Genomic DNA, 21920 nt, shown 5'->3' with positions numbered 1-21920 from the left:
ACATGAACAAGAAGGCGTTATCGATCGCCACGCTGGCCGCACTGGCCACATTGGGGGGCGGGCCGCTATGGGCGGCGGACAACAAGATGGGGGTTACCGACGCCGAGGTGAAATACCAGGCGGGCGGCTCGCCACTGGCCGACGTGGAGATGTACCAGGACATCAACCCGAAGGCGCCGCCAATGAGCAAGGCGGAGTTCGACAAGGCGCGCCAGATCTACTTCGAGCGCTGCGCCGGCTGCCATGGCGTGCTGCGCAAGGGTGCCACCGGCAAGCCGCTGACACCGGACATCACGATCGGCAAGGGCACGGACTACCTCAAGGTGTTCATTGCCTACGGGTCGCCGGCCGGCATGCCGAACTGGCAGACCTCGGGCGAGTTGAGCGAGCAGGATGTCGACCTGATGGCGCGCTACGTGCAGCAAACGCCTCCGCAGCCGCCGGAATACGGCATGAAGGACATGAAGGCGACCTGGAAGGTCATCGTTCCGCCGGAGAAGCGCCCGACGAAGAAGATGAACAACTACAACATCGCCAACATCTTCTCGACCACCTTGCGCGACGCCGGCGAGATCGCCCTGATCGACGGCGACAGCAAGAAGATCATCAACATCATCAAGACCGGCTATGCGGTGCACATCTCGCGCGTGTCGGCGTCTGGCCGCTATCTGTTCGTAATCGGCCGCGACGCGAAGATCAACCTGATCGACCTGTGGATGGAGAAGCCGGACAACGTTGCCGAGATCCGCGTCGGTCTTGAGGCGCGCTCGGTCGATACCTCGAAGTTCAAGGGCTACGAGGACAAGTACGCGATCGCCGGCACCTACTGGCCGCCACAGTTCGTGATCATGGACGGCAACACGCTGGAGCCGAAGAAGATCGTCGCCACCCGCGGGATGACGGTCGACACCCAGGACTACCATCCGGAACCGCGCGTGGCGTCGATCGTCGCGTCGCACTTCAAGCCGGAGTTCGTCGTCAACGTGAAGGAGACCGGCAAGACGCTGATGGTCGACTACTCGAACATCGATGCGCTGAAGATCACCGAGATCGGCTCGGCCCGCTTCCTGCACGACGGCGGCTGGGACAGCACGCACCGCTACTTCATGGTGGCAGCGAACCAGTCGAACAAGATTGGCGTGATCGACGCGAAGGAAGACAAGCTCGCCGGTATCGCGGACGTCGGCAAGATTCCGCACCCGGGTCGTGGCGCCAACTTCGTGCATCCGAAATTCGGCCCGGTCTGGGCGACCGGCCATCTTGGCGACGACACGATTGCGCTGGTCGGTACCGATCCGGTCAAGCACAAGGAATATGCGTGGAAGATGGTCGCGCAGTTGAAGGGGCAGGGCGGTGGCTCGCTATTCCTCAAGACGCATCCGAAATCGACGCACCTGTATGTCGACACGCCACTCAATCCGGAACCGGCAATCTCGCAATCGGTTGCGGTGTTCGACATCAAGAACCTCGACAAGGGCTTCAAGGTGCTGCCGATCGGCGAATGGTCGGGCATCAAGGATGACGGCGCCCGCCGTGTGGTGCAGCCGGAATACAACAAGGCCGGCGACGAAGTATGGTTCTCCGTGTGGTCAGCGAAGAACAAGGAGTCTGCGATCGTGGTGGTCGACGACAAGACCCTCGCGCTCAAGGCCGTGATCCGCGATCCGCGCCTGATCACGCCAACCGGCCACTTCAACCTGAACAACACGCAAAACGACGTCTATTGATCGCGTGTTGCCCGGCGGCCGCCACCCGCGCGGCCAAAGGTCTCAAGAGGGAATGGGAACGCCGGCGGGGAGACCCGCCGGCGTTTTCGAATCAAAGCCCGCAAATCGGGGGGAGGGTTACATGAAGCGAATCGTTCTGCTGATCGCCGCAGGCGCAGCGTTGGGGGCGCCACAGGTGCAAGCCAGTGCCGAGCTCGCGAAGAAATACAACTGTGCCGCCTGCCATGCGCCGGACAAGAAGGTGGTCGGGCCGGCCTGGCAGGATGTGTCGGCCAAGTACAAAGGCCAGTCGGACATGCCGGACAAGCTCGTCGCGAAGGTGAAGGCGGGCGGCAAGGGCGTTTGGGGGCCGGTGCCGATGCCACCCAACAATGTGCCGGAAGAGGACATCCGGACGCTGGTCGCGTGGGCACTCGCTGGCGGCAAGTAGCCCGTACGGTGTGTTGCACAAGAGCAAAGGGCGCCGTTCTGGCGCCCTTTTTGTCGGCGGCGGGTTCAGCGCTGCAGCGCCTTGCGTTGGAAGTGGCCGGTAATCCAGCGCGACGCGACGACGATCACCAGCACGCCTAGGAAGAGCACGCCGAAGGCCTGGATCAGCCGCTTGAAGAGGTGGTCGATCAGCACTTCGCCCTGCGCGCGCGCCGACTCCGCCAGCTTCATCGCGGCTGGGGTGTCCTTCTCCAGCAGCATGACCAGACTCTGGATCTGCTGCGCACTGTCGCCCAGGGCTGCGGCGGCTGCGGTGTATTCGGTGATGTTGAAGGGGCGGCCCGGCGGCGGCGCGTTCGGTGGCGGCGGCTCGCCGACCTTGAGCCGGGTCAGCAGCGCGTCGGTGCTCTCGATCACGCCATGCACCGAATCCGATGCCGCGCGGCCAGCTTCGAGGCTTTGCCGCAGTTCGAGCAGCATCGCGGTCATCGTGCCTTGCTGCTGTTGCAGGGCGGCAAACATCTGGCGGATGGCGGCCTCGCGTTCAGAGCTCAGCGTCGCCGGCATCAGTGCCGCGGTTTCGGCCATCTTCGCTGCCGCGTCGCCGACGCGGGTGGAGGTCGCCAACATCGCGCGCGATTCGGGCATGTCCGCCAGTGCGCTGGACAAGGAACGCGTCTGCAGATCGAGCAGCATCGGCGAGCGTTGGGCGTAGTAGATCGCGCGCTCGGCCAACAGCCGGCTCTGTTCGATCTCCTTCACTGCGGGGCTGAGGCCAGCAAAGGGGTCAAGGCCGATCAGGCCGAACACGCCATCATCCGGCGCGTCGCCCGGTTTCAGCAGGCCGGTTGCCCGTGCGAAGTCCGCCAGGCGGTTGAAGGCGACGCTGTCCAGCGAGGTGGAGGTCTGCTTCCAGGCTTCGAGCTTGCTGCGCAGATCGTCGCGTTGGGCGGGCGTCAGAAAATCCACCAGCGCCCAGGCGCCAGTTTCGAGCTTGCCGAAGGTGTTGATCACCGGCGCGGCGGATTTGCCGAGCACCGGCGGCAGGCGTTGTTCGACGACATTACGGGTCAGCGTCGCGAGGATCAGCATGTCCAGCGCATTGATCTTTGCGCTGGGGCCGGAGCCGATCTGTACCGCAGCGGTGGACTGCTTGACCTGAAAATCGTTGAGCAGGCGCCGCGAGTGCGGGTCGTTCACCTGATCCTCGACTTGCCGCACCGCCAGCGACACGCTGTCCATGTAGCCGTCGGCGTAGCGCATCACGCGTTGCTGCAATTGCGACTCGGCGCGTTTCAGGGCCTCCTGCTGCGCGTCGCGGCCATACCAGCTCGCACAACCGCCAAGCAGTGATGCCGCACACAGCACGCTCAGCCAGCAGCGCCAGCGGCGTTGAGCCAAAGGCCGCATCGGCGATTTCATCAGTTGAATCGCGGTCACGATGTCTCCTTGTTCTTCTAATGGGCGTGTCTGCAGCAACACTTATCTGATTTTCGGCCAAATTCCGGATTTCTGGAGGGGGCAACATGGGGTGTTGATCACCATCAACCGGGGCAACACCCAACAAAAGAGCCGCCGCAGCGCGGAGCGGCCCGCTTGTGCCAGATCAGGCCCCGCCCGATTCGCCGACAGTGCGTCCGGCGGCTTGACTGCGATCAACGCTGGCGTAGCACCCGGTCGGCATGCTGGCCCCATCTCGCGAAGGGGGAGCGCGAATCCATGTCGCCACACTTGTTTGATCGCATCATCCGCATCGGCGCGGTCGGTGCCTTGCTGCTGGGCTTCTGGCAGGCCTCGGATGCGTCCGCGGCGCCGTCGGCCGAACGCGTTGACGCGCTGATTCACCTGGTTCGGCAGGACTGCGGCTCGTGCCACGGCATGCAGCTGACCGGCGGACTGGGGCCGGCGCTCAACGCCGGAACACTGGCCAACCGGCCGCGCGAGGCGATGCTCGCCACCATCCTGCACGGCCGTCCGGGCACGCCGATGCCACCCTGGGCACCTTTTCTGACCGAGGGTGAGGCCGACTGGATCCTCGATCAGCTGATCAACGGTTTCCCGCAGGAGCTTGCCCGTGCGCATTGACCTGCGGATCCGGGCGCTGCTGCTCGCTGCCGGCCTGCTCGCCGGATGCGCCTCGCAGCCGCCAGCGCCCGAGTTGCGTGGCACAGGCGATCTGGGGGTCGTCATTGCACGCGCGAGCGGCAAGATCGCGGTGGTCGACACCTCGCATCGCACCGTGCTTGGCGAGGTCAGCGGGCTGGGCGATCTGTCGCATGCTTCGGTGGTGTTCGCACGCGATGGCCGTTTCGCCTTCGTATTCGGCCGCGACGGCGCGCTGACGCGTGTCGACCTGCTGGCCCGCCGTATCACGCACCGCGTGCAACAAGCCGGCAACTCGATTGGCGGCGCCATCAGCCAGGACGGCCGTATCGTCGTCGCGCAGAACTACGAGCCGGGCGGTATCCGCGCCTTCGACGCCGATACGCTGGCGCCGCTGGCCGAGGTGCCTTCGACCTACGGCGCAGAGGGCAAGCGCTCCAAGGTGGTCGGGCTGGCCGACCTGCCCGGCAACCGCTTCGCCTACGCGCTGTTCGACGCAGGCGAGATCTGGGTCACCGACCTGTCCGACCCCAAGACGCCGCGCACCGAAAAATACGCCGCCGGCCTGCAGCCTTATGACGGTTTGGTGACGCCGGACGGGCGCTACTACCTCGCCGGCCTGTTCGGCGAGGACGGACTCGCACTGCTTGATCTCTGGCAGCCTGAGAAAGGCGTGCGCAAGGTCTTGCGCGATTGGGGCCGCGGTGACGAGAAGCTGCCGGTTTACAAGATGCCGCACCTGCGCGGCTGGGCGATGGCCGATGGCTACCTGTGGCTGCCGGCGATTGGCCGGCACCAGGTATGGGTGGTCGATACCCGCAGCTGGCAACAGGTTGCGCAGATTCCGGTGGCGGGTCAGCCGGTCTTCGTGATGGCGCGACCTGACGGAAGACAGATATGGGTCAACTTCGCCTTCCCGGATAACGGCAAAGTACAGGTGATCGATTCGCTGTCGCGCAGTGTCGTCAAGTCGCTGGAACCCGGTCGCGCCGTGCTGCATCTGGAATTCCTGCCGCGCGGCGCCGAGGTGTGGCTCTCGGCGCGCGATGACAACCGGGTCAGCGTGATCAACACCGAGCGCTTTGACACGCTCGCAAGCTTTTCCATCGACGCGCCGTCCGGCATCTTCTTCACGACGCGCGCCGCGAGAATCGGATTCTGATGAAACCCAGGATGATGACCGACATGCCGCCGCCCCATTCCGTGCCCTCTAGCGGCGGCTCGGTCGACATTCTTACGCTCCTCGGTGGGCAGGGCGGTGACGAGGTGCATGACGAAGCCTTCGGTTTCGAACTGCTCAACCGCTGGCAGCGCGATCTGCCGCTCGACCCGGAGCCTTTCGCCCGCATCGCGGAGGCCTATGGCCGCCCGCCGCGCGATGTGCTGTCCGCACTGCGCCGTTTGCAGCGCGAAGGTGCCATTTCGCGTGTTGGTGCGGTGCTCACGCCGGCAGCCTTCGGCGCATCCACGCTGGCCGCGCTGAGCGTGCCGCAGGACCGCGTCGAATCGGTCGCGGGCTACATCTCGCTGATGTCCGAGGTGAATCACAACTACGCGCGCGAGCACGAATACAACCTCTGGTTCGTGCTCACTGCAGGAGAACGGCGCCAGATCGACGCCGCATTGCAACGTATCGAGGATGCCACCGGCGCGGCACCGCTCGACCTGCCGATGCTCGAGGGCTATCACCTGGATCTGGGTTTCGATCTGCGCGGTCCGGAAGCGCGCGCGGCACGCTCGGTCGACCTCACCCGCGCCCGCGTGAATCTGGACAGCCGTCAGTGGCGCCTTCTGGCGGCGCTGGAGCAAGGCCTGCCACTGGTGCCGCGGCCTTTCGCGCGGCTGGGCATGCGTGCCGACATGCACGAAACCGAAGTGATCGAACAGCTGCGGCATTGGCTCTCGACCGGCGCGATCCGTCGCATCGGTATCGTGGTCCATCACCACGAGCTGGGCATTCGCGCCAACGCGATGTGCGTGTGGGATGTGCCGGATGCGCGCGCCGCCGAAGCCGGCCGCCGCATCGCCGCGCTGCCCGGCGTGAACCTGTGCTACCGGCGCGCACGCGTGTCCGAGCGCTGGCATTACAACCTGTACTGCATGATCCACGGGCGCGAGCGCGAAGCCGTGTTGCAGACCCGCGAACGCGCGGTCGCCGAGGCCGGCATTGCCGATTGCCCTTCCGAGGTGCTGTTCTCGACCCGCCGCTACAAGCAGCGCGGTGCCCGCTACGCGGAACGCTGAGCCGATGGCGCGCCCGCTCGCAACCGAACCTGCGCAGCTCGACCCGATCGATCGCACCCTCATCACCGCGCTGCAGGACGGTCTGCCCTTGATCGAGCGGCCCTACGCCGCGCTCGCCGACGCCCTTGGCATCAGCGAACAGGCGGTGGTGGATCGCATCGCCGCCCTGCTTGAGCGCCGGGTGCTGACGCGCTTCGGGCCGATGTTCGATGTCGCCAGGATGGGCGGCGCTTTCGTGCTGGCGGCGCTGGCGGTGCCGGACGAGCGCTGGGATGCCGTGTGCGAGCAGGTCAATGCGCTGCCCGAGGTGGCGCACAACTACCGCCGTGAGCATGCGCTGAACATGTGGTTCGTGCTGGCGACCGAAACGCCGCAGGGCATTGATGCCGCGATTGCGCGGATCGAGGCCGAGACCGGTTTGCCGGTGTACGCCTTCCCGAAGGAACGCGAGTTCTTCGTCGAACTCAAGTTCACTGTTTGATCAGGAGCGAGCGAGATGGACGACAGCGAACTCGACCGCCGCATCGTGCTCGCCACGCAGGCTGGCCTGCCGCTCACCGTTGAGCCCTTCCAGGCGATCGGTGAGGCGCTCGGCGAACAGCCCGGGCGCATCCTCGAACGCTTCCGCGCCATGCAAGCCGACGGCAGGGTGCGGCGTATCGCTGCGGTGCCGAACCACTACGCCCTGGGCTACACCGCCAACGGCATGTCGGTCTGGGATGTCGATGACGAACAGGTGGACGCGCTCGGCGAACAACTCGGTCATATGGACTGCGTCACCCACTGCTACCGCCGGCCGCGTCGCCTGCCGCTGTGGCCCTACAACCTCTTCGCGATGGTGCACGGTCATACGCGCGAAGAAGTGCTCGCCCGCGTTGCGGAGATCCATGCCCTGCTGGGCGCGGCCTGCCGCGCGCACGACGTGTTGTTCTCCACCGCCATCCTGAAGAAAACCGGCCTGCGCATCGGCGCCTGAGCCGCGTGCCGGCTTTCACCTGTCGCGCGCTGCGGCGACAATTCCGCTCGTGATGGTCAGCCTCCACCTACCTCGCCGCTTCCTTGCCGTGCTGCTTGCTTCCCTGTGGGCAAGCACGCCTGCCGTGGCCGACGACGAACCGGCTTCGAGCGCCGCAGCGGCGCAGCCTTATCCCTGGCGTTTCCAGTTCAAGCGCCAGAATACCGACCGCGGCACGGCTGACGAATCAACCCGCAGCACGCTGCGCCTTGAGTACTTCCCCGCCGCGCATCTGTCGCTGTTGCGGCTGGACGTGCCGTTTCCCGATGCCGACACCAGCTACAGCGGCAAGCTGCTCGACCCGCGACTCGGCGACATCAAATTGCGGGGCGATCTCGAAGCGGTGGATGTCTTCGGCCTGCCACTCACCGCATACGCCGAGTTCACCTTGCCGACCGCAGACCCGGCCAGCCTCGGCAGTGGCAAGTACCAGATCGCGCCTGCGCTGCGTACGCGTCTGCCTGCCGGCGCCTACCGCATCGCCGACAGCAAGCACGCGTTGACCCTCGCTGGCCTGGTGCAGCAGGTCGTCTCGTTCGCAGGTGATGAGAGCCGCAAGGACATCAACTACACCAAGCTCGAAGCAAGCCTCAACGACGGCTGGGGCGGCGGCCGGTTCCTGAAGCTCACGATCAAGCCGGTGTTCGACTGGGAACAGGATGGCAAGAGCGGCGCCACCGCCGAGCTTGAAGGTGGCTTGCGGCTCGCGCCGGCATGGGAAGCGGCGCTGATGGGCGGTGGCCTGCTGTGGGGCAGCGGCGTGCCCAACACCTACCGGCGCCGGATCCAGCTGACCCTCGGTTACCGGTTCTGACGGCTGATCCGCCGGCGCCTATGCTGAGGATAGGCCCCGGTGATGTGGCACTCTCGCCTTCGCCGTGGGTGGAGGGCCGATCATGGCCGATGCTGTCGCCACGCGCGATGCCCGTTGCGCGCAGGCGCTTGAGATTGCTGCCGCCCTGCTGCGCGAAACGCATCCGGGCCGCGAGATCGCGCTCGACGCCGACAGCGCCTTTGGCCGCGATCTCGAGCTCGATAGTCTCGGTCGCGTCGAACTGATCAGTCGCATTGCGGATGCGCTGAAGCTGCAGTTCCCGGAGCGCGCGTACGCCGAGGCCGATACCTTACGTGAGTTGCTGCGTTGGGCTGGCGAATTGCCGACCAGCGTTGCGTCGACGGCCCTCCCGGTCGAGCGCGCCCGCGAGCAGGGCACGCCCGAGCAGGCGACAAGCCTGGTCGAAGTGCTTGAGTGGCGCGCGCAGCGCGAGCCTGATCGCGTGCATGTGCTGTTGCTCGACCAGGCAGGCGCCGACCAGCCCCTGACCTACGGCGCGCTGTGGCAGGGCGCTGCCCAGCGCGCCGCCGCACTGATCGCCGCTGGTCTTCGCAGCGGGCAGACGGTGGCGCTGATGCTGCCGACAGGGCACGACTACCTTGTGAGCTTCTTCGGCGTGCTGCTCGCCGGTGGCGTGCCGGTGCCGATCTACCCACCGGCGCGGCTGGCGCAGATCGACGAGCATGTGCGCCGCCACGCGACGATCCTCGCGAATGCACAAGCCAGCCTGCTGATCACGGTGCCGCAGGCCAAGCCGGTTGCGCTGCGCCTGCGGGCCGCGGCGCCGGGCATCATCGCGGTGCTGGCGCCGGACGAACTGGTCGGCACGGCGCAGCATGTCATGCACCCGGCCGCGGATGCGCTGGCGCTGCTTCAATACACCTCCGGCAGCACCGGCGACCCGAAGGGTGTGGCGCTGAGCCACGCCAACCTGCTTGCGAACCTGCGCGCGATGGGGCACGCCTGCCAGGTCACGCAGGACGACGTGTTCGTCTCGTGGTTGCCGCTGTATCACGACATGGGGTTGATCGGCGCCTGGCTGGGCGCGCTTTACTACGGTTTCCCACTGGTCCTGATGTCCCCGCTGGCCTTCCTGGCGCGACCCGCGCGCTGGCTTGAGGCGATCTCGCAACACCGCGCGACGCTATCGGCCGGCCCCAACTTCGCCTACGAGCTGTGCGTGCGCAAGGTGCCGGATGCTGCCTTGGCGGAGCTGGATCTTTCCTGCTGGCGGATGGCGCTGAATGGCGCCGAACCGGTCAGCCCGGCAACGCTGGACGCCTTTGCTGCGCGGTTCGCGCCGGCTGGCTTGCGGCGTGAGGCGCTGGCGCCGGTGTACGGGCTGGCGGAATGCTCGGTCGGCCTCGCCTTTCCGCCGCCGGGGCGCGGCCCGCGCATTGATCGAATCCGCACCGCTCCGTTCGCGCAGGAGCGCCGCGCGGACCCCGCTGCAGCGGGCGACGATGCGGTGCTGATTCCGGCCTGCGGCCGCCCGCTGCCCGGCCATGAAGTGCGCGTGGTGGATCTCGCGGGCGACGAACTGCCGGAGCGGCGCATTGGCCGCCTGGAATTTCGTGGCCCCTCGGCCACCAGCGGGTACTACCGCAACCCGGTGGCAAACGCCCGGTTGTTCCGCGACGGCTGGCTGGACAGTGGCGACATGGCGTATCTCGCTGATGGCGAGATCCATCTCACCGGGCGGATCAAGGACATGATCATCCGCGGCGGCCGCAACCTCTACCCCTACGATCTGGAGCAGGCGGTCGGTGCGCTGCCTGGCGTGCGCCGTGGCTGTGTGGCGGTGTTCGCGTGTGCGCCAGCGGGCGGCGGCGGCGAGCGCCTCGTCGTGCTGGCCGAAACGCGCGAACGCGATGCCGCGGCCCGTGCGGCGCTGCAGCGGCGCATTGCAGATTGCACACAGGCGGTGCTTGGCGAAGCGGCCGACGACATCGTGCTTGCGCCGCCGCATGCGGTGCTCAAGACCTCCAGCGGCAAACTGCGCCGGGCTGCCACGCGCGAGCGCTATCTGGCCGGCGAACTGCGCCAGCGCGACTGGCCGCTGTGGCTGCAGGGCGTGCGCCTGCTGGTCCAAGGCCTGTTGGCGCGGCTCCGCGTCAGCGCACGCTGGCTGGCGGGGCGCCTGTGGTCGTACTGGTCGCTTGCGGCGTTCGCGCTGCTGGCGGCACCGACGTGCGTGCTGGTGGCGTTCTGCCCCGCGCACGCCTGGGCGCGCGCCTGGGTCCATCGTGCCGCACGCGGCTGGATGCAGCTGTGCGGGCTGTCGATCGAGACACCTGCCGCCCTAGCCGCGCCCGCTGGTGCGCACCTGCTGGTGTGCAATCACGCAAGCTATCTCGACGGGCTGTTGCTCAGCGCGGCCTTGCCGCCGCAGTACCGTTTTGTCGCGAAGGCCGAACTCGCGCAGCAGCGCGTCGCCGGCACGCTGCTGCGCGGCCTCGGTGCCCTGTTCGTCGAGCGCCACGATGCGCTGCGCGGCGCGGAGGATGTCGAAGTGCTGGTCGAGGCCCTGCGGCGCGGCGCGCAGCTGGTGGTCTTCCCGGAGGGCACCTTCACGCGCGCAGCAGGCCTGCGACGCTTTCATGCTGGTGCCTTCCTCGCTGCCGCGCATGCCGGCGTGCCGGTCGTCTGCACCGGCTTGCGCGGCAGTCGTGCCCTGTTGCGCGATGGCACCTGGCTGCCACATCGCGAGCCACTGCGTTTCGAGCAAGGCGCGACCCTGGCGCCCGATGGCCAGGATTGGCCGGCGGCGATGCGCTTGATGGCGGCAACCCGCGCCGAGCTGCGCCGCCTGTGCGGCGAACCCGATCTCGATACAAGCGCTCAGGACGGCGCGTGATCGCGCACGCGCGCCGCGTGGCTCGGTGCGGCGAGTGAGCGCCGTAGCAGCTCGGGCGTCGCGCGTTCGCTGTCGATCTCGAGCGTGATCGCCTGCTCGTCGGCCGCCAGCGGCTCACAGTGCTCGCGTTGGTGCATCAGCACTGTCGCGCTGGCCTCCGATGCATCCAGCCCGGCCGCTGCGCGCGCCCGCAGCCGTGCGAGCCGCGTGGCCGGCGCTGCGACGCAGCTGAGAATGCGGCAGGGCAGACCAAGCGCTAGTGCCGTGGTGCGCAGGGCATCACGTTGCCAGCGTTTGAGATGGGCGGCATCGACGATGACGCTGTGGCCTTCCGCCAGCAAGCCGGTGGTGAGTTCCGCGAGCCGCGCATAGGTGGCGCGCGTTGCGGCTTCGGCGTAGATGCCGCCGTCGACCGGCGAACCGCTGCGGGCCGTGGGGTCCAGGCCGTTGAGGCGTTTGCGCTCGACATCCGACCGCACGCGCACTGCGCCGATGAGTTCGAGTGCGATACCAGCCCAATACGATTTGCCGCTGCCGGAGAGGCCATGCATCAGCAGCAGCTGTGGCGCTGGCTTGCGCAGCACCCGCGCTGCGCAGGCGAGGTAGCGCGCGCGATCGAGCGTGGCCTGCGGGTGACTGGCGGCATCCGGCTGAGCGGCGCGGATGCCGGCGACATAGGCGCGCACCAGCGCGCGGTAGGCATGGTGAAAACGCAGGGCGGCGAGGCCCGCGTAGTCGCCACCGTGTTCGAGGTAACGGTTGAGGAAGCGCCACGCGAGGTCGCTGCGGCCATGCGCTTCGAGGTCCATGAACAGGAAGGCGACTTCGCAGATCACGTCCACCCAGCGCAGCGCGGCGCTGAACTCGATGCAGTCGAACACCTGCGGCCGGCCGTGCAGCAGTGCAATATTGCCTAGGTGCAGGTCGCCATGGCCTTCGCGCACGAAACCGTCGCGCTTGCGCGCGGCAAAGAACGTTTCGAGCCGTGCGTACTCGCCGGTGCACCATGCGTCGAGCCGGCTCAGCAGCGCGCCTTCGTCGGCGTTCTGCGCGCTCGCGCGAAGCGGCGCGATGATGTTGGCGACCGGGTCCCAAACCGTGGTGCGGGTGCCGTAAATATCATCGATGCCCGCACGCGCAACGCTCTCGTGGAAGTGCGCCATCGCGTCGGCAATGGCATCGACGGTGTCGGGCGTCAGCGCACCGCGCGCCGCGATGCGGTCGAGCAGCGCATCCTGCGGAAACTCGCGCATCTGCACCGCGTAGTCGATGACATCCGCTGCGTCGGCGTCGGCGTCGCAGCGCAGGCGTGGCGCGCGGGGGTCGCCGCAGAAGGTGACGAGGGCGAGGTAGAGCTCGGGTGCGAGGCGGCGATTGAGACGCAGCTCGTCTTCGCAGTCGCGCCGGCGCAGCGCGAGCGTACTGAAGTCGACAAAGCCAAGGTCGACCGGCTTCTTCAGTTTGTAGGCGAAGTCGCCGGTCAGCAGCACGCGCGAAATATGGGTTTCCAGCAGCCGCACCGTGCCCACCGGGTGCGGGTAGCAGTCGGGTGTGTGCAGCGCTTCAACCAGCTGGCGTTGCAACGTGTCTGCATCGGGAAGGGGGCGATCGGGCTTCATGGGTGGCTGCCGGCGCGGCGGCGTGCCTAACGCAAGCGGTGGCCGCCTTTCAACCGTAGGCGAGCAGCGGGTGCAAAGCAATCGCCGCGGCATGCAGCGTTGATGCGGCTGCGATCTAGGCTAGAGTCGCGGCTATGTCTGCCTTGCTAGAAACCCTTCCGGCGCAGCCGCGCGTGCTGCTCGATTCCAACACCGTACTGGCGCTGTGGCTGTTCCGTGACCCGAAGCTGCCGCATTTGCGCGCGGCCTGCGAGGCGGGCCGCTTCGTGTTGCTGGCAAGGGAAGAAACCCTCGAAGAACTGCGCCGCGTGCTCGCCTATACGCAGTTCGCGGTCGCACCGGATGCGCAGGCCGCGCTGCTTGCCGAATACCGCGCGCGGGTCGAGCTGGTGCCTGCGATCGAGCCGGAATATCTGTTGCCCAAGTGCCGCGACAGCGATGACCAGAAGTTCATCGAGCTGGCCTTCACCGGTGGCGCAAACCTGCTGCTGAGCCGCGACAAGGCGGTGCTGCGGCTGGCAAAGCATCGCCTGCTGCGCGAGCGCGTCGCGATCATCACGCCCGAGGCGTTCGAGCGCTGGCTCTCAGTCGCTATGGGCTGATTTGCCGTTGCTGCGTTTGCCGCCCTCGTCGGCGGCCTTGGTGGCCTGAAGCCAGCGCTTCGGGTCGTCCGGGTTGGGCAAGGGCCCGACATCCGGGTTGTCGAGATGGATGATGTTGCGTTGCGCGACTTTGGCGCGACGCAAGGATTCGGCGAACTCCTTCTGGAACGCCGCCTCGAAGGAGCCGTCGGCAATCGCCCGTTCGAGGCCGCGCTGCACGCGGTTCGCCAGCGCGGTATTGCCTTTGCGCACGAAGAAGTAGTCCGGCAGCGGGTAGTTGAGCGCCAGGGTCTCTTCCACCATCAGGTCCGGAAAGCGCAGCGCGCGGGGCTCGACTTCGCGATAGGGCTCATGGACACCACGCGGGAAGTAATCGAATTTGCCGGTCGCGAGCATTTCGAAGAGGTCTTCGTAGTTCTCCGAGGTCACTACCTGCAGGCCGTTGGCACGCAGCACCCGGGTATCCAGCCAGTCTTTCAGCTGGCCGGCGCTGAGCGCCTTCAGGTCGTCCAGCGTGCGCACTGCGGCGAAGCGGGGCGCCTGTTTGCGGTCGATGATGAAGATGCGGATGCCGAGGATGCCCTTGCGGATGCAGATCGGGATCGCTTGCAGGCGCTGCGTGAGATCCCGGCCCGGCGGATAGTTCGCGATGTCGATCAGGCCGCCGCGCTCGATTTCGGCCTGGATGCGCGCATTGGTCATCGGCTCGGTGGCCTGCACGGCGCGCGCCGGACCGTCTTCCGCGGCGGTCTTGTCGAGCGCCAGCTGCAGGATGCGGACCGGGTAGGTGTAACGAAAATCGGTCGGATTGGCGCCACGCGGGAAGCGCACGATCGTTTCACCCGCGGTGGCGGCCAGACTGGCCAGAACACACGCGGCCAGCATCAGGATGCGGCGGCGGAGCAGCACGGCGTCTCTCTCCTTGTTCTTTGCCGCTAGCCTAGCCCTTTCGCCGCGCCGCGGGTAGGGTCATTCCGTCTGCAGCGCGCGCTGGATCAGCCGATCGAGGTCGCTGGCGGCGGGCAGGGTGCCGAAGCTGTAGCCCCAGTCCCCTGCCAGGCGCGAGCGGCAGAAAGCCTGCGCGATACCGGCGGGCGCATGTTGCAGCAGCAGTGCGCCCTGCACCGCCAGCACCACGTTCTGCGCGAGTCGGCGCGCCCCGGCTGGATCAGGCTCGCCCGCGCGCAGGCTCTGGTGGAGCGTGCCGACAAAGCGGTCGAAGTCCGCGTTGCGCCCGGTTGCGGGGGCAAGCTCTGCGGCCAGGGCATCGGCCGCGTGCGGGCTGCGGGCGAGTGCGCGCATCACGTCGAGGCACATCACGTTGCCCGAGCCTTCCCAGATCGAGTTCACCGGCATCTCGCGATAGATGCGAGCGTGGGCGCCGGATTCGACATAGCCGTTGCCGCCCATCACCTCCATAGCTTCGGCGGCGAGTTCCGGGCCACGCTTGCAGATCCAGTATTTCGCCGCCGGCGTGAGCAATCGGCGCAGGTGCTGCGAGGCATCGTCATGTTCGTCGAAGGCGCGCGCGAGCCGCAGTGCGATCGCGATCGCGGCCTCCACTTCAAGTGCCATGTCGGCCAGCACATTGCGCATCAGCGGCTGCGCGACAAGCATCGCGCCAAACGCGCTGCGGTGGCGGGTGTGATGCACCGCGCGGCTGAGCGCCTGGCGCATCAGGCCAGTGGTGCCGAGCACGCAATCGAGCCGCGTATAGGTGCCCATTTCGAGAATGGTCGGCACGCCGCGCCCGGCCTCGCCGAGCAGACTGGCATACGCGCCTTGGAACTCGACTTCGGACGAGGCGTTGGAGCGGTTGCCGAGCTTGTCCTTCAGGCGCTGCACCAGCACCGGGTTCTTCGTGCCGTCCGGCCGCCAGCGCGGCACGAAGAAACACGAGAGCCCGCTGGGCGTTTGCGCCAGCACCAGGTGGGCGTCGATCTGCGGGCAGGAGAAGAACCATTTGTGGCCGGTCAGCGCCCAGCCGCCGTGGCCATCCGGTTCAGCACGCGTGGTGTTGGCCCGCACATCCGAGCCACCCTGTTTCTCGGTCATGCCCATGCCGATCAGCCCGCCGCGCTTCAGGGCAAACGGCACGTCGCGGGGATCGTAGTCGCGCGACATCAGGCGCGGCAGCCAATCGCGAGCGAGCTGGGGGTCGCGCGACAGCGCCGGAATGGCGCCGTAGGTCATCGTGGTCGGGCACAGCGAACCGGCCTCGACCTGCGCCTGCATCAGGTAGCCGGCAGCGCGCGCGGCATGGGCGCCGGGGCGCGGCTCTGCCCACGGCGAGGCATGGAAGCCCCGTGCGACGATGCCGCGCATCAGCTCATGCCAGGCGGGGTGGAATTCGACTTGATCGATGCGGTGTCCGTGCGCATCGAAGGCATTGAGTACCGGCCCGTAGGTGTTGGCCAGGCGGCCAGCCTCGAACAGCTCGGTGCGCCCGAGTTCCGCACCGGTCGCCCGCAGCGCATCGCTCGCCCAGGCCGCGCCCTCGCGGTTGGCGGCTTCGCGCAGCGCTGCGTCGGCTTCGAACAGGTTGTAGTCGCCCAGTTCCGGCGATTGGTTCATCACTTCGTGCGTCGGCCAGCTCATCGCGCCACTCCTTGGTCGGGTGTCTGGCTGATTCTGACGTACGCGTGCGTACGGGGCACGCTGCGCTGCGGTATCCGGTACGCTAGCGCACCATGATGCGTACCAAGCTGCCCTTGCACCGTATTGTCCCGGGCCTGCTCGCCTTGCTCGCCGCCACCGGCGCGTCCGCGATGACGATTGGCGAAGTTCAGGGTACCGGTCACCTGAGCCCGTACGCGGGCCGTTCCGTGGAGGATCTGCGCGGCGTGGTGACCGCGGTGACCCGCAATGGCTTCTGGCTGCAGGACGAAACGCCGGATGCGGATGAATGGAGCGCCGATGCGGTGTTCGTGTACCTCGCGAAGGGTGCCAAACCCGCCGTTGGCGACCGGCTCGCCGTGAGCGGCCGTGTCGGCGAGTACCGACCGGGCCGCAACCCCGACAACCTGACGATCACGCAGCTCGACGACGCGCGCTGGCAGCGCCTTGCCGCCGGTGTGCCCCTGCCGGCGCCTGTGCGCATCGGCGACGGCGGCCGGCTGCCGCCTACCGCAGCGATCGCGCCCACGCTGGGCAACGTCGAAGCCGCCCGTCGTGCGCTGGAACCCCGGCGTTATGCGATGGATTTCTTCGAGAGCCTCGAAGGCATGCGGATCGAGATCGACGATGCGGTGGCGGTGAGCGCGCGCGGCAAGCGCGGCGAGCTGGTCGTGATCGCCGCGGCCCAGGCGGAAACTGGGCTGCGTTCGGCGCGTGGTGCCCTCACCATCGCACCGGGTGCCTTCAATCCGCATCGCATTCTGATCGACGATTCGCTCGCTGCGACGCCGGCCGGTGTGAAGGTGGGCGATCACCTGCGCGGCGTGCGTGGCGTGGTCGACTACGCCTACGGCAGCTATCGGCTCAAGCTCACCGAGACGCCGCAGCTCGTATCGAAGAGCCTGCCCGCGGACGCCGCGCCCGCCCTGGCGCCAGGCCAGCTGGCGGTGGCGGCCTACAACGTCGAGAACCTCGGCGGCGATGCGCCGCAGGCGCGCTTCGATGCACTGGCGCGGCAGATCGTCGGGCCGCTGCGCGCCCCGCATCTGCTGGCGCTCGAAGAAGTGCAGGACAGCAGCGGCGCGCGCGACAACGGCGTGACCGATGCGACGCGCACGCTGACGCGGCTTACCGATGCAGTCCGTGCCGCGGGTGGGCCGGCCTACCGCTGGATCGACATCGCGCCGGAGAACAACGCCGACGGCGGGGCGCCCGGCGCCAACATCCGGCAGGTGATCCTGTACGACCCTGCACGGGTGCAGCTCGACGGCAGCGTTGGCGGCGCGAAGGATGCGGTGGCGATCGGCGTGGGCGGCAAGCTGCAACCCGCTGCAGGCCGCATCGCACCCAGCGACCCGGCCTTTGAATCCAGCCGCAAGCCGCTGGTTGCGCAGTTCTCGGTTGCCGGCAAGCGCCTGGTCGTGGTGGCAACGCATTTCGTGTCGAAACGCATGGATCAGCCCTTGTTCGGGCCGCAGCAGCCCCCCTTCGCGGGCTCTGAAGTGCAGCGGGCGGCGCAGGCTGCCGTGGTGGCCGATTTCGTGCGCACCTTGCGCGGCCATCGCGCTGATGCGGCCATCGTCGTGCTGGGTGACTTCAACGATTTCGCCTTCGGCCCCGCTGCGCAGGCGCTGGAGGCTGCCGGGCTCGCCAACCTCACGCTTGGTCTGCCGCCGCAGGAGCGTTACAGCTTCATCTACCAGGGCAACGCGCAGGCGCTCGACCATGTGTTCGTGTCGCCCCCGCTGGCCGGGCAGGCGCTGCGCGGCTACCAGATCGTGCATCTGAACGCAGAGTACCCGGACGCCCAGTCGGACCACGACCCGGTGCGCGCCGTGTTCGATATCGATGCCATCCCCCGCTGAGCGCCTGCTGGCGTTTCCGCCGGTCGCCGCGCCGGGTGCGCGTGTGCTGGTGCTGGGCTCGATGCCGGGCGAAGCCTCGCTCGCCGCGCAGCAGTACTACGCCCACCCGCGCAACGCGTTCTGGCCCATTGTCGGCACGCTGTTCGGCTTCGATCCGGCGGCAGCCTATGCGGACCGTCTGCGGCATCTGCAGGCGGCTGGCGTGGCCTTGTGGGATGTGCTCGCGGCCTGCCGCCGCATCGGCAGCCTTGATTCAGCGATCGAGGGTGACAGCGTCGAAGCCAACGATTTCGCCGGTTTTCTCGCGCAGCACCCAGCGATCGTGCAGATTGCCTTCAATGGCACCGCGGCCGAAACGCTGTTCCGCCGCCATGTGCTGCCGCAGCTCGATGCCACGGCGTGCGCGATCGAGCGTATCCGGCTGCCATCCACCAGCCCGGCCCATGCCAGCAAGGGGTTTGACGACAAGCTGGCCGCGTGGCGCCAGCTTGTCGACTAACTGTTGAAGGCGCGGGACTTCAGGCGGCGGGGCTGGGCGCCTGATGCGGCACACCCAGGCGGGTGGCGATTTCGTGTTTCGCGTGCGCGGCCAGGTGAGCGCGTTCCGCTTGCGAGTCGAGCGCAGGCAGCGCCCAGGCTTCGGCGACCAGGCCGTCGGCCAGCGTGATCGCGCGCATGCATTGCCACAGCGAGATATCGCCGTCGTAAGCCGGCGCAGGGCTGATCGGGTGCTGCGGATCGCGGTAGCGGATCGCGACCGGGGCGACCGGCACCCCGGCATCCACGGCGGACTGCAACAAGGCGGGGCGGAAGGGCAGCATGTGGGTGCCGTCGGTGGTGGTGCCTTCCGGGAACACCACGATCGAAACCCCGCCCTGCAGATGCTCGACCATCGACTCTGCCGTGCGGCGGGCGGCCGCACGGTTGCCACGCTGGATGAAGATGGTGTCGGTGTTGGCCACCAGCCAGCCCACCAGCGGCCAGTCCTTCACATCGTCCTTGCACACGAAGGTGCAGGGGCGCAACGCGTTGATGACGAAGATATCCAGCCACGATATGTGGTTTGCAACCACCAGCGCGCCGCCGCTCACCACGTCGCCATGCAGAACTGGCGTTACGCCGAGGCGCGAGAGCAGCTGGATCGACCAGCGCTTCTTGGCGGCCAGTTGTTGCGCGGGCGTCCAGCGCGGAAAGCGGATCGCCACGATGGCGCAGCCGCGGAAGAAATGCAGGACGGTGCGCAGGAGCCGCCAGGCGGCACGGATCTGTTTGAACAAGGCAAGTACGGGTCGGCGGGGCTGCGGGCTGGCCGTGCGCACTGCGCCGACCACGTGCGCCATCCGGCCCGCTGCGGGCCGTTGGCGTGGCGCAATTGTAACCCGCGCCCTCGCGGCGCCTCCCAGCACCCCGCGTGCCAACGGCGTGGCCACAGCGGCCAGCCCTGACACCCGTCGGGCCAGGCTCACTCGCCGCGCGAGCCGATGAAGTGGCGCGCGTAGCGCGCGTCGGTCTGGCCCATCGGCAGCAGTAACAGCAGATCGGCTGTGTTGAAATCCGGATCCCACGCTGGCTCGCCGCACACCATCGCGCCGGCGCGCATGTAGCCCTTGATCAGCGGCGGCATCTCGGCGCGCTGGCCGTTGCGCAGCGCTTCGAGCGGCAGGCGCAGGCGCGGGAAGCCGCGCCACTCGGCCGGCGCCTGGTGCGCTTCGAGCTGGTCGTAGATTGCCGCCGCCGCGTGGCCACCATCAGCCATGCTGATGCTCGCGCAGCCCATCAGGTATTCGTAGCCGTTCTCCTGCATGAAGCGCGCAAGGCCAGCCCACAGCAGCGCGATCACCGCACCGCTGCGGTATTCCGGGTCGATGCAGGAACGCCCGATCTCGACCAGGCGGTCGCGGATCAGGTGGAAACGCGTCAGGTCGAATTCGGTTTCCGAGTAGTAGCTGCCGATGCGGCGCGCGGCACTCGGGGTGAGGATGCGGTAGGTGCCGACGATGCGGCCCTGCGCCTCGTCGCGCACGATCAGGTGCTCGCAGAATGGGTCGAAATGATCGCGGTCGACGCCGTGTTCGCGGCTGTTGAGGCGTGCACCCATTTCGTCGGCGAATACGCGCCAGCGCAGCTTCTGCGCCTCGCGGATCTCGGTCTCGCAGCTCGCCAGCCGAACTTGCAGATCACGCGTGCGGGCCCGCTCGGGCCTGGATTCGATTTGCAGCATGCTTCTCACCCTGTCTTGTCCGTTTTTTGTCGGGGTGACTCTAGAATCCGGCCGTGACCCAAACATGACGCGTGCGTTACCGCCGTGTGACAACGCATTTCAGGAAGACACCGTGAGTCCGAAGATCCCCTCCACGCCCGCCAATCGCCTGCTCAAGAGCCGCGGCATCGCCTTCACCGAACACTGTTACACCTACGTCGACCACGGCGGTACGCGGGTCTCGTCCGCAGCGCTCGGCGTGGACGAACACAGCGTCGTGAAGACGCTGATCCTGCAGGACGACCGCGCCCACCCGCTGGTGATGCTGATGCACGGCGACCGCGAGGTTTCGCTGAAGAACCTCGCGCGCGCGATCGGCGTGAAGAGTGTCGAACCCTGCAAGCCCGAAGTCGCGGAACGCCACTCCGGCTACCGCGTCGGCGGCACCTCGCCTTTCGGCACCCGCAAGCAGATGCCGGTGTATGTCGAGCGCACGGTGCTCGATCTGGAGAAGCTCTACATCAACGGGGGCAGTCGCGGGTATCTCGTCGGCATTACGCCGGCGGATCTGGTGGCGCTGGTGGCGCCGACGGCGGTGGATGCGGCGACGGGGTGACAGACTTGCGCTTCCTCTTCAATGTTGCCGAATTACTTCCACGCCGTTGCACCGCCATCGCGAATACTGACGACGCACGGATGGCGTAATCCTTCACAGCGGAAACAAATTTCACCAATTCCTTTGGGGGTGTGCGTACTGCAATCAAGGTGGTGGGCTCCGAGCGTGCCCTAGAATTCGGCCAGATCCGATGTGTTTGGATCGAACCTAACAACTACCGGAATATTTGATGAGCCTAAAGAGTTTTGCTCTTGTGTTGAGCATTGCGGCCCTTGTGCCGGAAGCGGTCATGGCGGCGAGTGGCACCGCCGATGTGGATTGGAGTCGCGCGAGTTTCACGACTGTCGCTACTGAAGGCACGCTTACCTACACTTGGAGCGCGTCGAGCTACGTCTGGAGCAGCGCGAATGGCGCCTATGACTCGAACTTCGTTGAGCCCAACCTGACTGCCAGCAGCGTGAGTGGTGGCGCCAATGCGAGCGCAGCGATTACGCCGACCAGTTGGAACGCGTCGTCAGCTGTAACGCCTGCGGGGGTATTTCAGGTGGCCTCCTCCGGCGGCGAACGCGGCGGCAACCTGAACATTACAGGGACAGGATTTCTGTTGGTTTCCGTGCCGTATTCGCTCGAAGTGAGCACTGTGGGTGGCGGCGACTCGTGGGCGCAGGCGTTGCTGCGCAGCTATGTAAGCGAGGGGGGCTACACGACGGACCGTACAGCGAGCGCCTACCTAAGCTCCTGGGCGGGGGCGGCCACTCGGACCGGCGTGCTGCGCCTTGCCCTCTATAGCGATGGGGCATATAGCGGCTGGCTCTATTCCTCCGTGTATAGCGGGGCTAATGTTGCTGCCGTTCCGGAGCCCGAGAGCTACGCCATGATGCTGAGCGGCCTTGCGCTGTTTGGTGCCATTGCGCGCAGACGTCGGCGTTCTTAATGAGTAGCAGGCAAACCGTGCCGCGGTAACGCGCGACCAGTCATCTGCGCAGATTGGGCAGAGCGTTCCAAGCCCAACACGTCGGCTAACGGTCTGCGGTGGTCTTGCCGCTGAAGCCGAGTCCCGGCCCGGCGGCCGGGGTACTTTCTTTGTGCGAACAAAGAAAGTACCCAAAGAAAGTCGCCCCGCTTCAACGCCCCGCCTGCGGCGGGGTGCCCTGCGCTGCTCGAAGCATCGGGTGGCTGCGGAACTCGCCCT

At 67.2% G+C, this 21920-nt stretch carries 20 protein-coding genes; 14 read left to right on the top strand and 6 right to left on the bottom strand.

The genetic code is table 11. From position 1 onward, the window contains the following. Positions 1–2: 2 nt before the first annotated feature. Both HH302_RS08115 and HH302_RS08110 read left to right on the top strand, forming a co-directional pair. Positions 3–1727, top strand: a complete 1725-nt coding sequence (locus tag HH302_RS08115) for a nitrite reductase (protein ID WP_172201151.1) — start codon at positions 3–5, stop codon at positions 1725–1727. 121 nt (positions 1728–1848) lie between these two features. Then, positions 1849–2157: a c-type cytochrome gene (locus HH302_RS08110; protein ID WP_172201149.1), complete on the top strand. Its 309-nt coding sequence runs from the start codon at positions 1849–1851 to the stop codon at positions 2155–2157. Positions 2158–2222: 65 nt separating this feature from the next. On the opposite strand, the gene HH302_RS08105 is transcribed toward HH302_RS08110, so the two are convergent. Further along, entirely contained in the window at positions 2223–3596 is a 1374-nt protein-coding gene (locus tag HH302_RS08105) for a hypothetical protein (RefSeq protein ID WP_172201148.1), read from the bottom strand. Between the two features lie 279 nt (positions 3597–3875). On the opposite strand from HH302_RS08105, the gene HH302_RS08100 reads away from it, so the two are divergent. The 7 genes from HH302_RS08100 (at position 3876) to HH302_RS08075 (ending at position 11210) form a co-directional block, all read left to right on the top strand. Continuing rightward, a complete protein-coding gene (locus HH302_RS08100; protein ID WP_172201147.1) occupies positions 3876–4241 on the top strand; it encodes a cytochrome c in 366 nt (121 codons plus the stop codon). Beyond that, a complete protein-coding gene (locus tag HH302_RS08095) occupies positions 4231–5421 on the top strand; it encodes a cytochrome D1 domain-containing protein (RefSeq protein WP_371814625.1) in 1191 nt (396 codons plus the stop codon). The genes HH302_RS08100 and HH302_RS08095 overlap by 11 nt, the downstream gene beginning before the upstream one ends. Next, on the top strand, positions 5421–6503 hold the full coding sequence (locus HH302_RS08090; protein WP_246479762.1) for an Lrp/AsnC family transcriptional regulator: 1083 nt from the start codon (positions 5421–5423) through the stop codon (positions 6501–6503). Before HH302_RS08095 ends, HH302_RS08090 begins: the two co-directional genes overlap by 1 nt. A gap of 4 nt (positions 6504–6507) precedes the next feature. Further along, complete coding sequence (locus HH302_RS22300) at positions 6508–6984, top strand: Lrp/AsnC family transcriptional regulator (RefSeq protein ID WP_216661839.1); 477 nt, start codon at positions 6508–6510, stop codon at positions 6982–6984. 15 nt (positions 6985–6999) lie between these two features. Continuing rightward, positions 7000–7479 carry an Lrp/AsnC family transcriptional regulator gene (locus tag HH302_RS22295; protein ID WP_206254986.1) on the top strand — a complete coding sequence of 160 codons (480 nt, stop codon included), beginning with the start codon at positions 7000–7002 and terminating at the stop codon, positions 7477–7479. A gap of 49 nt (positions 7480–7528) precedes the next feature. Further along, complete coding sequence (locus tag HH302_RS08080) at positions 7529–8332, top strand: hypothetical protein (RefSeq protein WP_172201146.1); 804 nt, start codon at positions 7529–7531, stop codon at positions 8330–8332. Positions 8333–8414: 82 nt separating this feature from the next. Then, entirely contained in the window at positions 8415–11210 is a 2796-nt protein-coding gene (locus HH302_RS08075) for an AMP-binding protein (RefSeq protein WP_172201145.1), read from the top strand. Here the strand turns inward: HH302_RS08075 and HH302_RS08070 are convergent. Then, the gene (locus HH302_RS08070) at positions 11195–12829 is read right to left on the bottom strand and encodes a bifunctional aminoglycoside phosphotransferase/ATP-binding protein (protein WP_172201144.1); all 1635 of its coding nucleotides are present in this window, start codon (positions 12827–12829) and stop codon (positions 11195–11197) included. The two genes, HH302_RS08075 and HH302_RS08070, sit on opposite strands and share 16 nt — an antisense overlap. A 134-nt stretch (positions 12830–12963) precedes the next feature. On the opposite strand from HH302_RS08070, the gene HH302_RS08065 reads away from it, so the two are divergent. Continuing rightward, positions 12964–13431 (top strand): putative toxin-antitoxin system toxin component, PIN family, encoded by a 468-nt coding sequence (locus HH302_RS08065; protein ID WP_172201143.1) that lies wholly within the window; start codon positions 12964–12966, stop codon positions 13429–13431. Here HH302_RS08065 and HH302_RS08060 read toward each other — a convergent pair. Together HH302_RS08060 and HH302_RS08055 are read right to left on the bottom strand one after the other, a co-directional pair. Next, on the bottom strand, positions 13414–14340 hold the full coding sequence (locus HH302_RS08060; RefSeq protein ID WP_172201142.1) for a transporter substrate-binding domain-containing protein: 927 nt from the start codon (positions 14338–14340) through the stop codon (positions 13414–13416). The two genes, HH302_RS08065 and HH302_RS08060, sit on opposite strands and share 18 nt — an antisense overlap. Positions 14341–14400: 60 nt before the next feature. Next, positions 14401–16029, bottom strand: coding sequence for an isovaleryl-CoA dehydrogenase (locus tag HH302_RS08055; protein ID WP_172201141.1), 1629 nt, complete (start codon positions 16027–16029; stop codon positions 14401–14403). A 92-nt stretch (positions 16030–16121) separates the two neighbouring features. Here HH302_RS08055 and HH302_RS08050 point away from each other — a divergent pair, with 92 nt between their 5' ends. Then, positions 16122–17912 carry an endonuclease/exonuclease/phosphatase family protein gene (locus tag HH302_RS08050; protein ID WP_172201139.1) on the top strand — a complete coding sequence of 597 codons (1791 nt, stop codon included), beginning with the start codon at positions 16122–16124 and terminating at the stop codon, positions 17910–17912. Next, a complete protein-coding gene (locus HH302_RS08045) occupies positions 17896–18411 on the top strand; it encodes a DNA-deoxyinosine glycosylase (protein ID WP_172201137.1) in 516 nt (171 codons plus the stop codon). The genes HH302_RS08050 and HH302_RS08045 overlap by 17 nt, the downstream gene beginning before the upstream one ends. Positions 18412–18430: 19 nt before the next feature. Here HH302_RS08045 and HH302_RS08040 read toward each other — a convergent pair whose 3' ends face one another. Then, positions 18431–19252 (bottom strand): 1-acyl-sn-glycerol-3-phosphate acyltransferase, encoded by an 822-nt coding sequence (locus HH302_RS08040; protein ID WP_172201135.1) that lies wholly within the window; start codon positions 19250–19252, stop codon positions 18431–18433. Between the two features lie 122 nt (positions 19253–19374). Next, positions 19375–20133, bottom strand: a complete 759-nt coding sequence (locus HH302_RS08035) for a GNAT family N-acetyltransferase (RefSeq protein ID WP_172201133.1) — start codon at positions 20131–20133, stop codon at positions 19375–19377. Positions 20134–20245: 112 nt separating this feature from the next. On the opposite strand from HH302_RS08035, the gene ybaK reads away from it, so the two are divergent. Together ybaK and HH302_RS08025 are read left to right on the top strand one after the other, a co-directional pair. Then, positions 20246–20728, top strand: coding sequence for a Cys-tRNA(Pro) deacylase (gene ybaK, locus HH302_RS08030; RefSeq protein ID WP_371814623.1), 483 nt, complete (start codon positions 20246–20248; stop codon positions 20726–20728). A gap of 229 nt (positions 20729–20957) precedes the next feature. After that, positions 20958–21662 (top strand): PEP-CTERM sorting domain-containing protein, encoded by a 705-nt coding sequence (locus HH302_RS08025; RefSeq protein ID WP_172201121.1) that lies wholly within the window; start codon positions 20958–20960, stop codon positions 21660–21662. Positions 21663–21920 lie beyond the last annotated feature (258 nt).

The organism is Niveibacterium sp. COAC-50, from assembly GCF_013184235.1.
GTDB classification, from domain to species: domain Bacteria; phylum Pseudomonadota; class Gammaproteobacteria; order Burkholderiales; family Rhodocyclaceae; genus Niveibacterium; species Niveibacterium microcysteis.
This window is presented reverse-complemented; position numbering and strand designations above follow the sequence as displayed.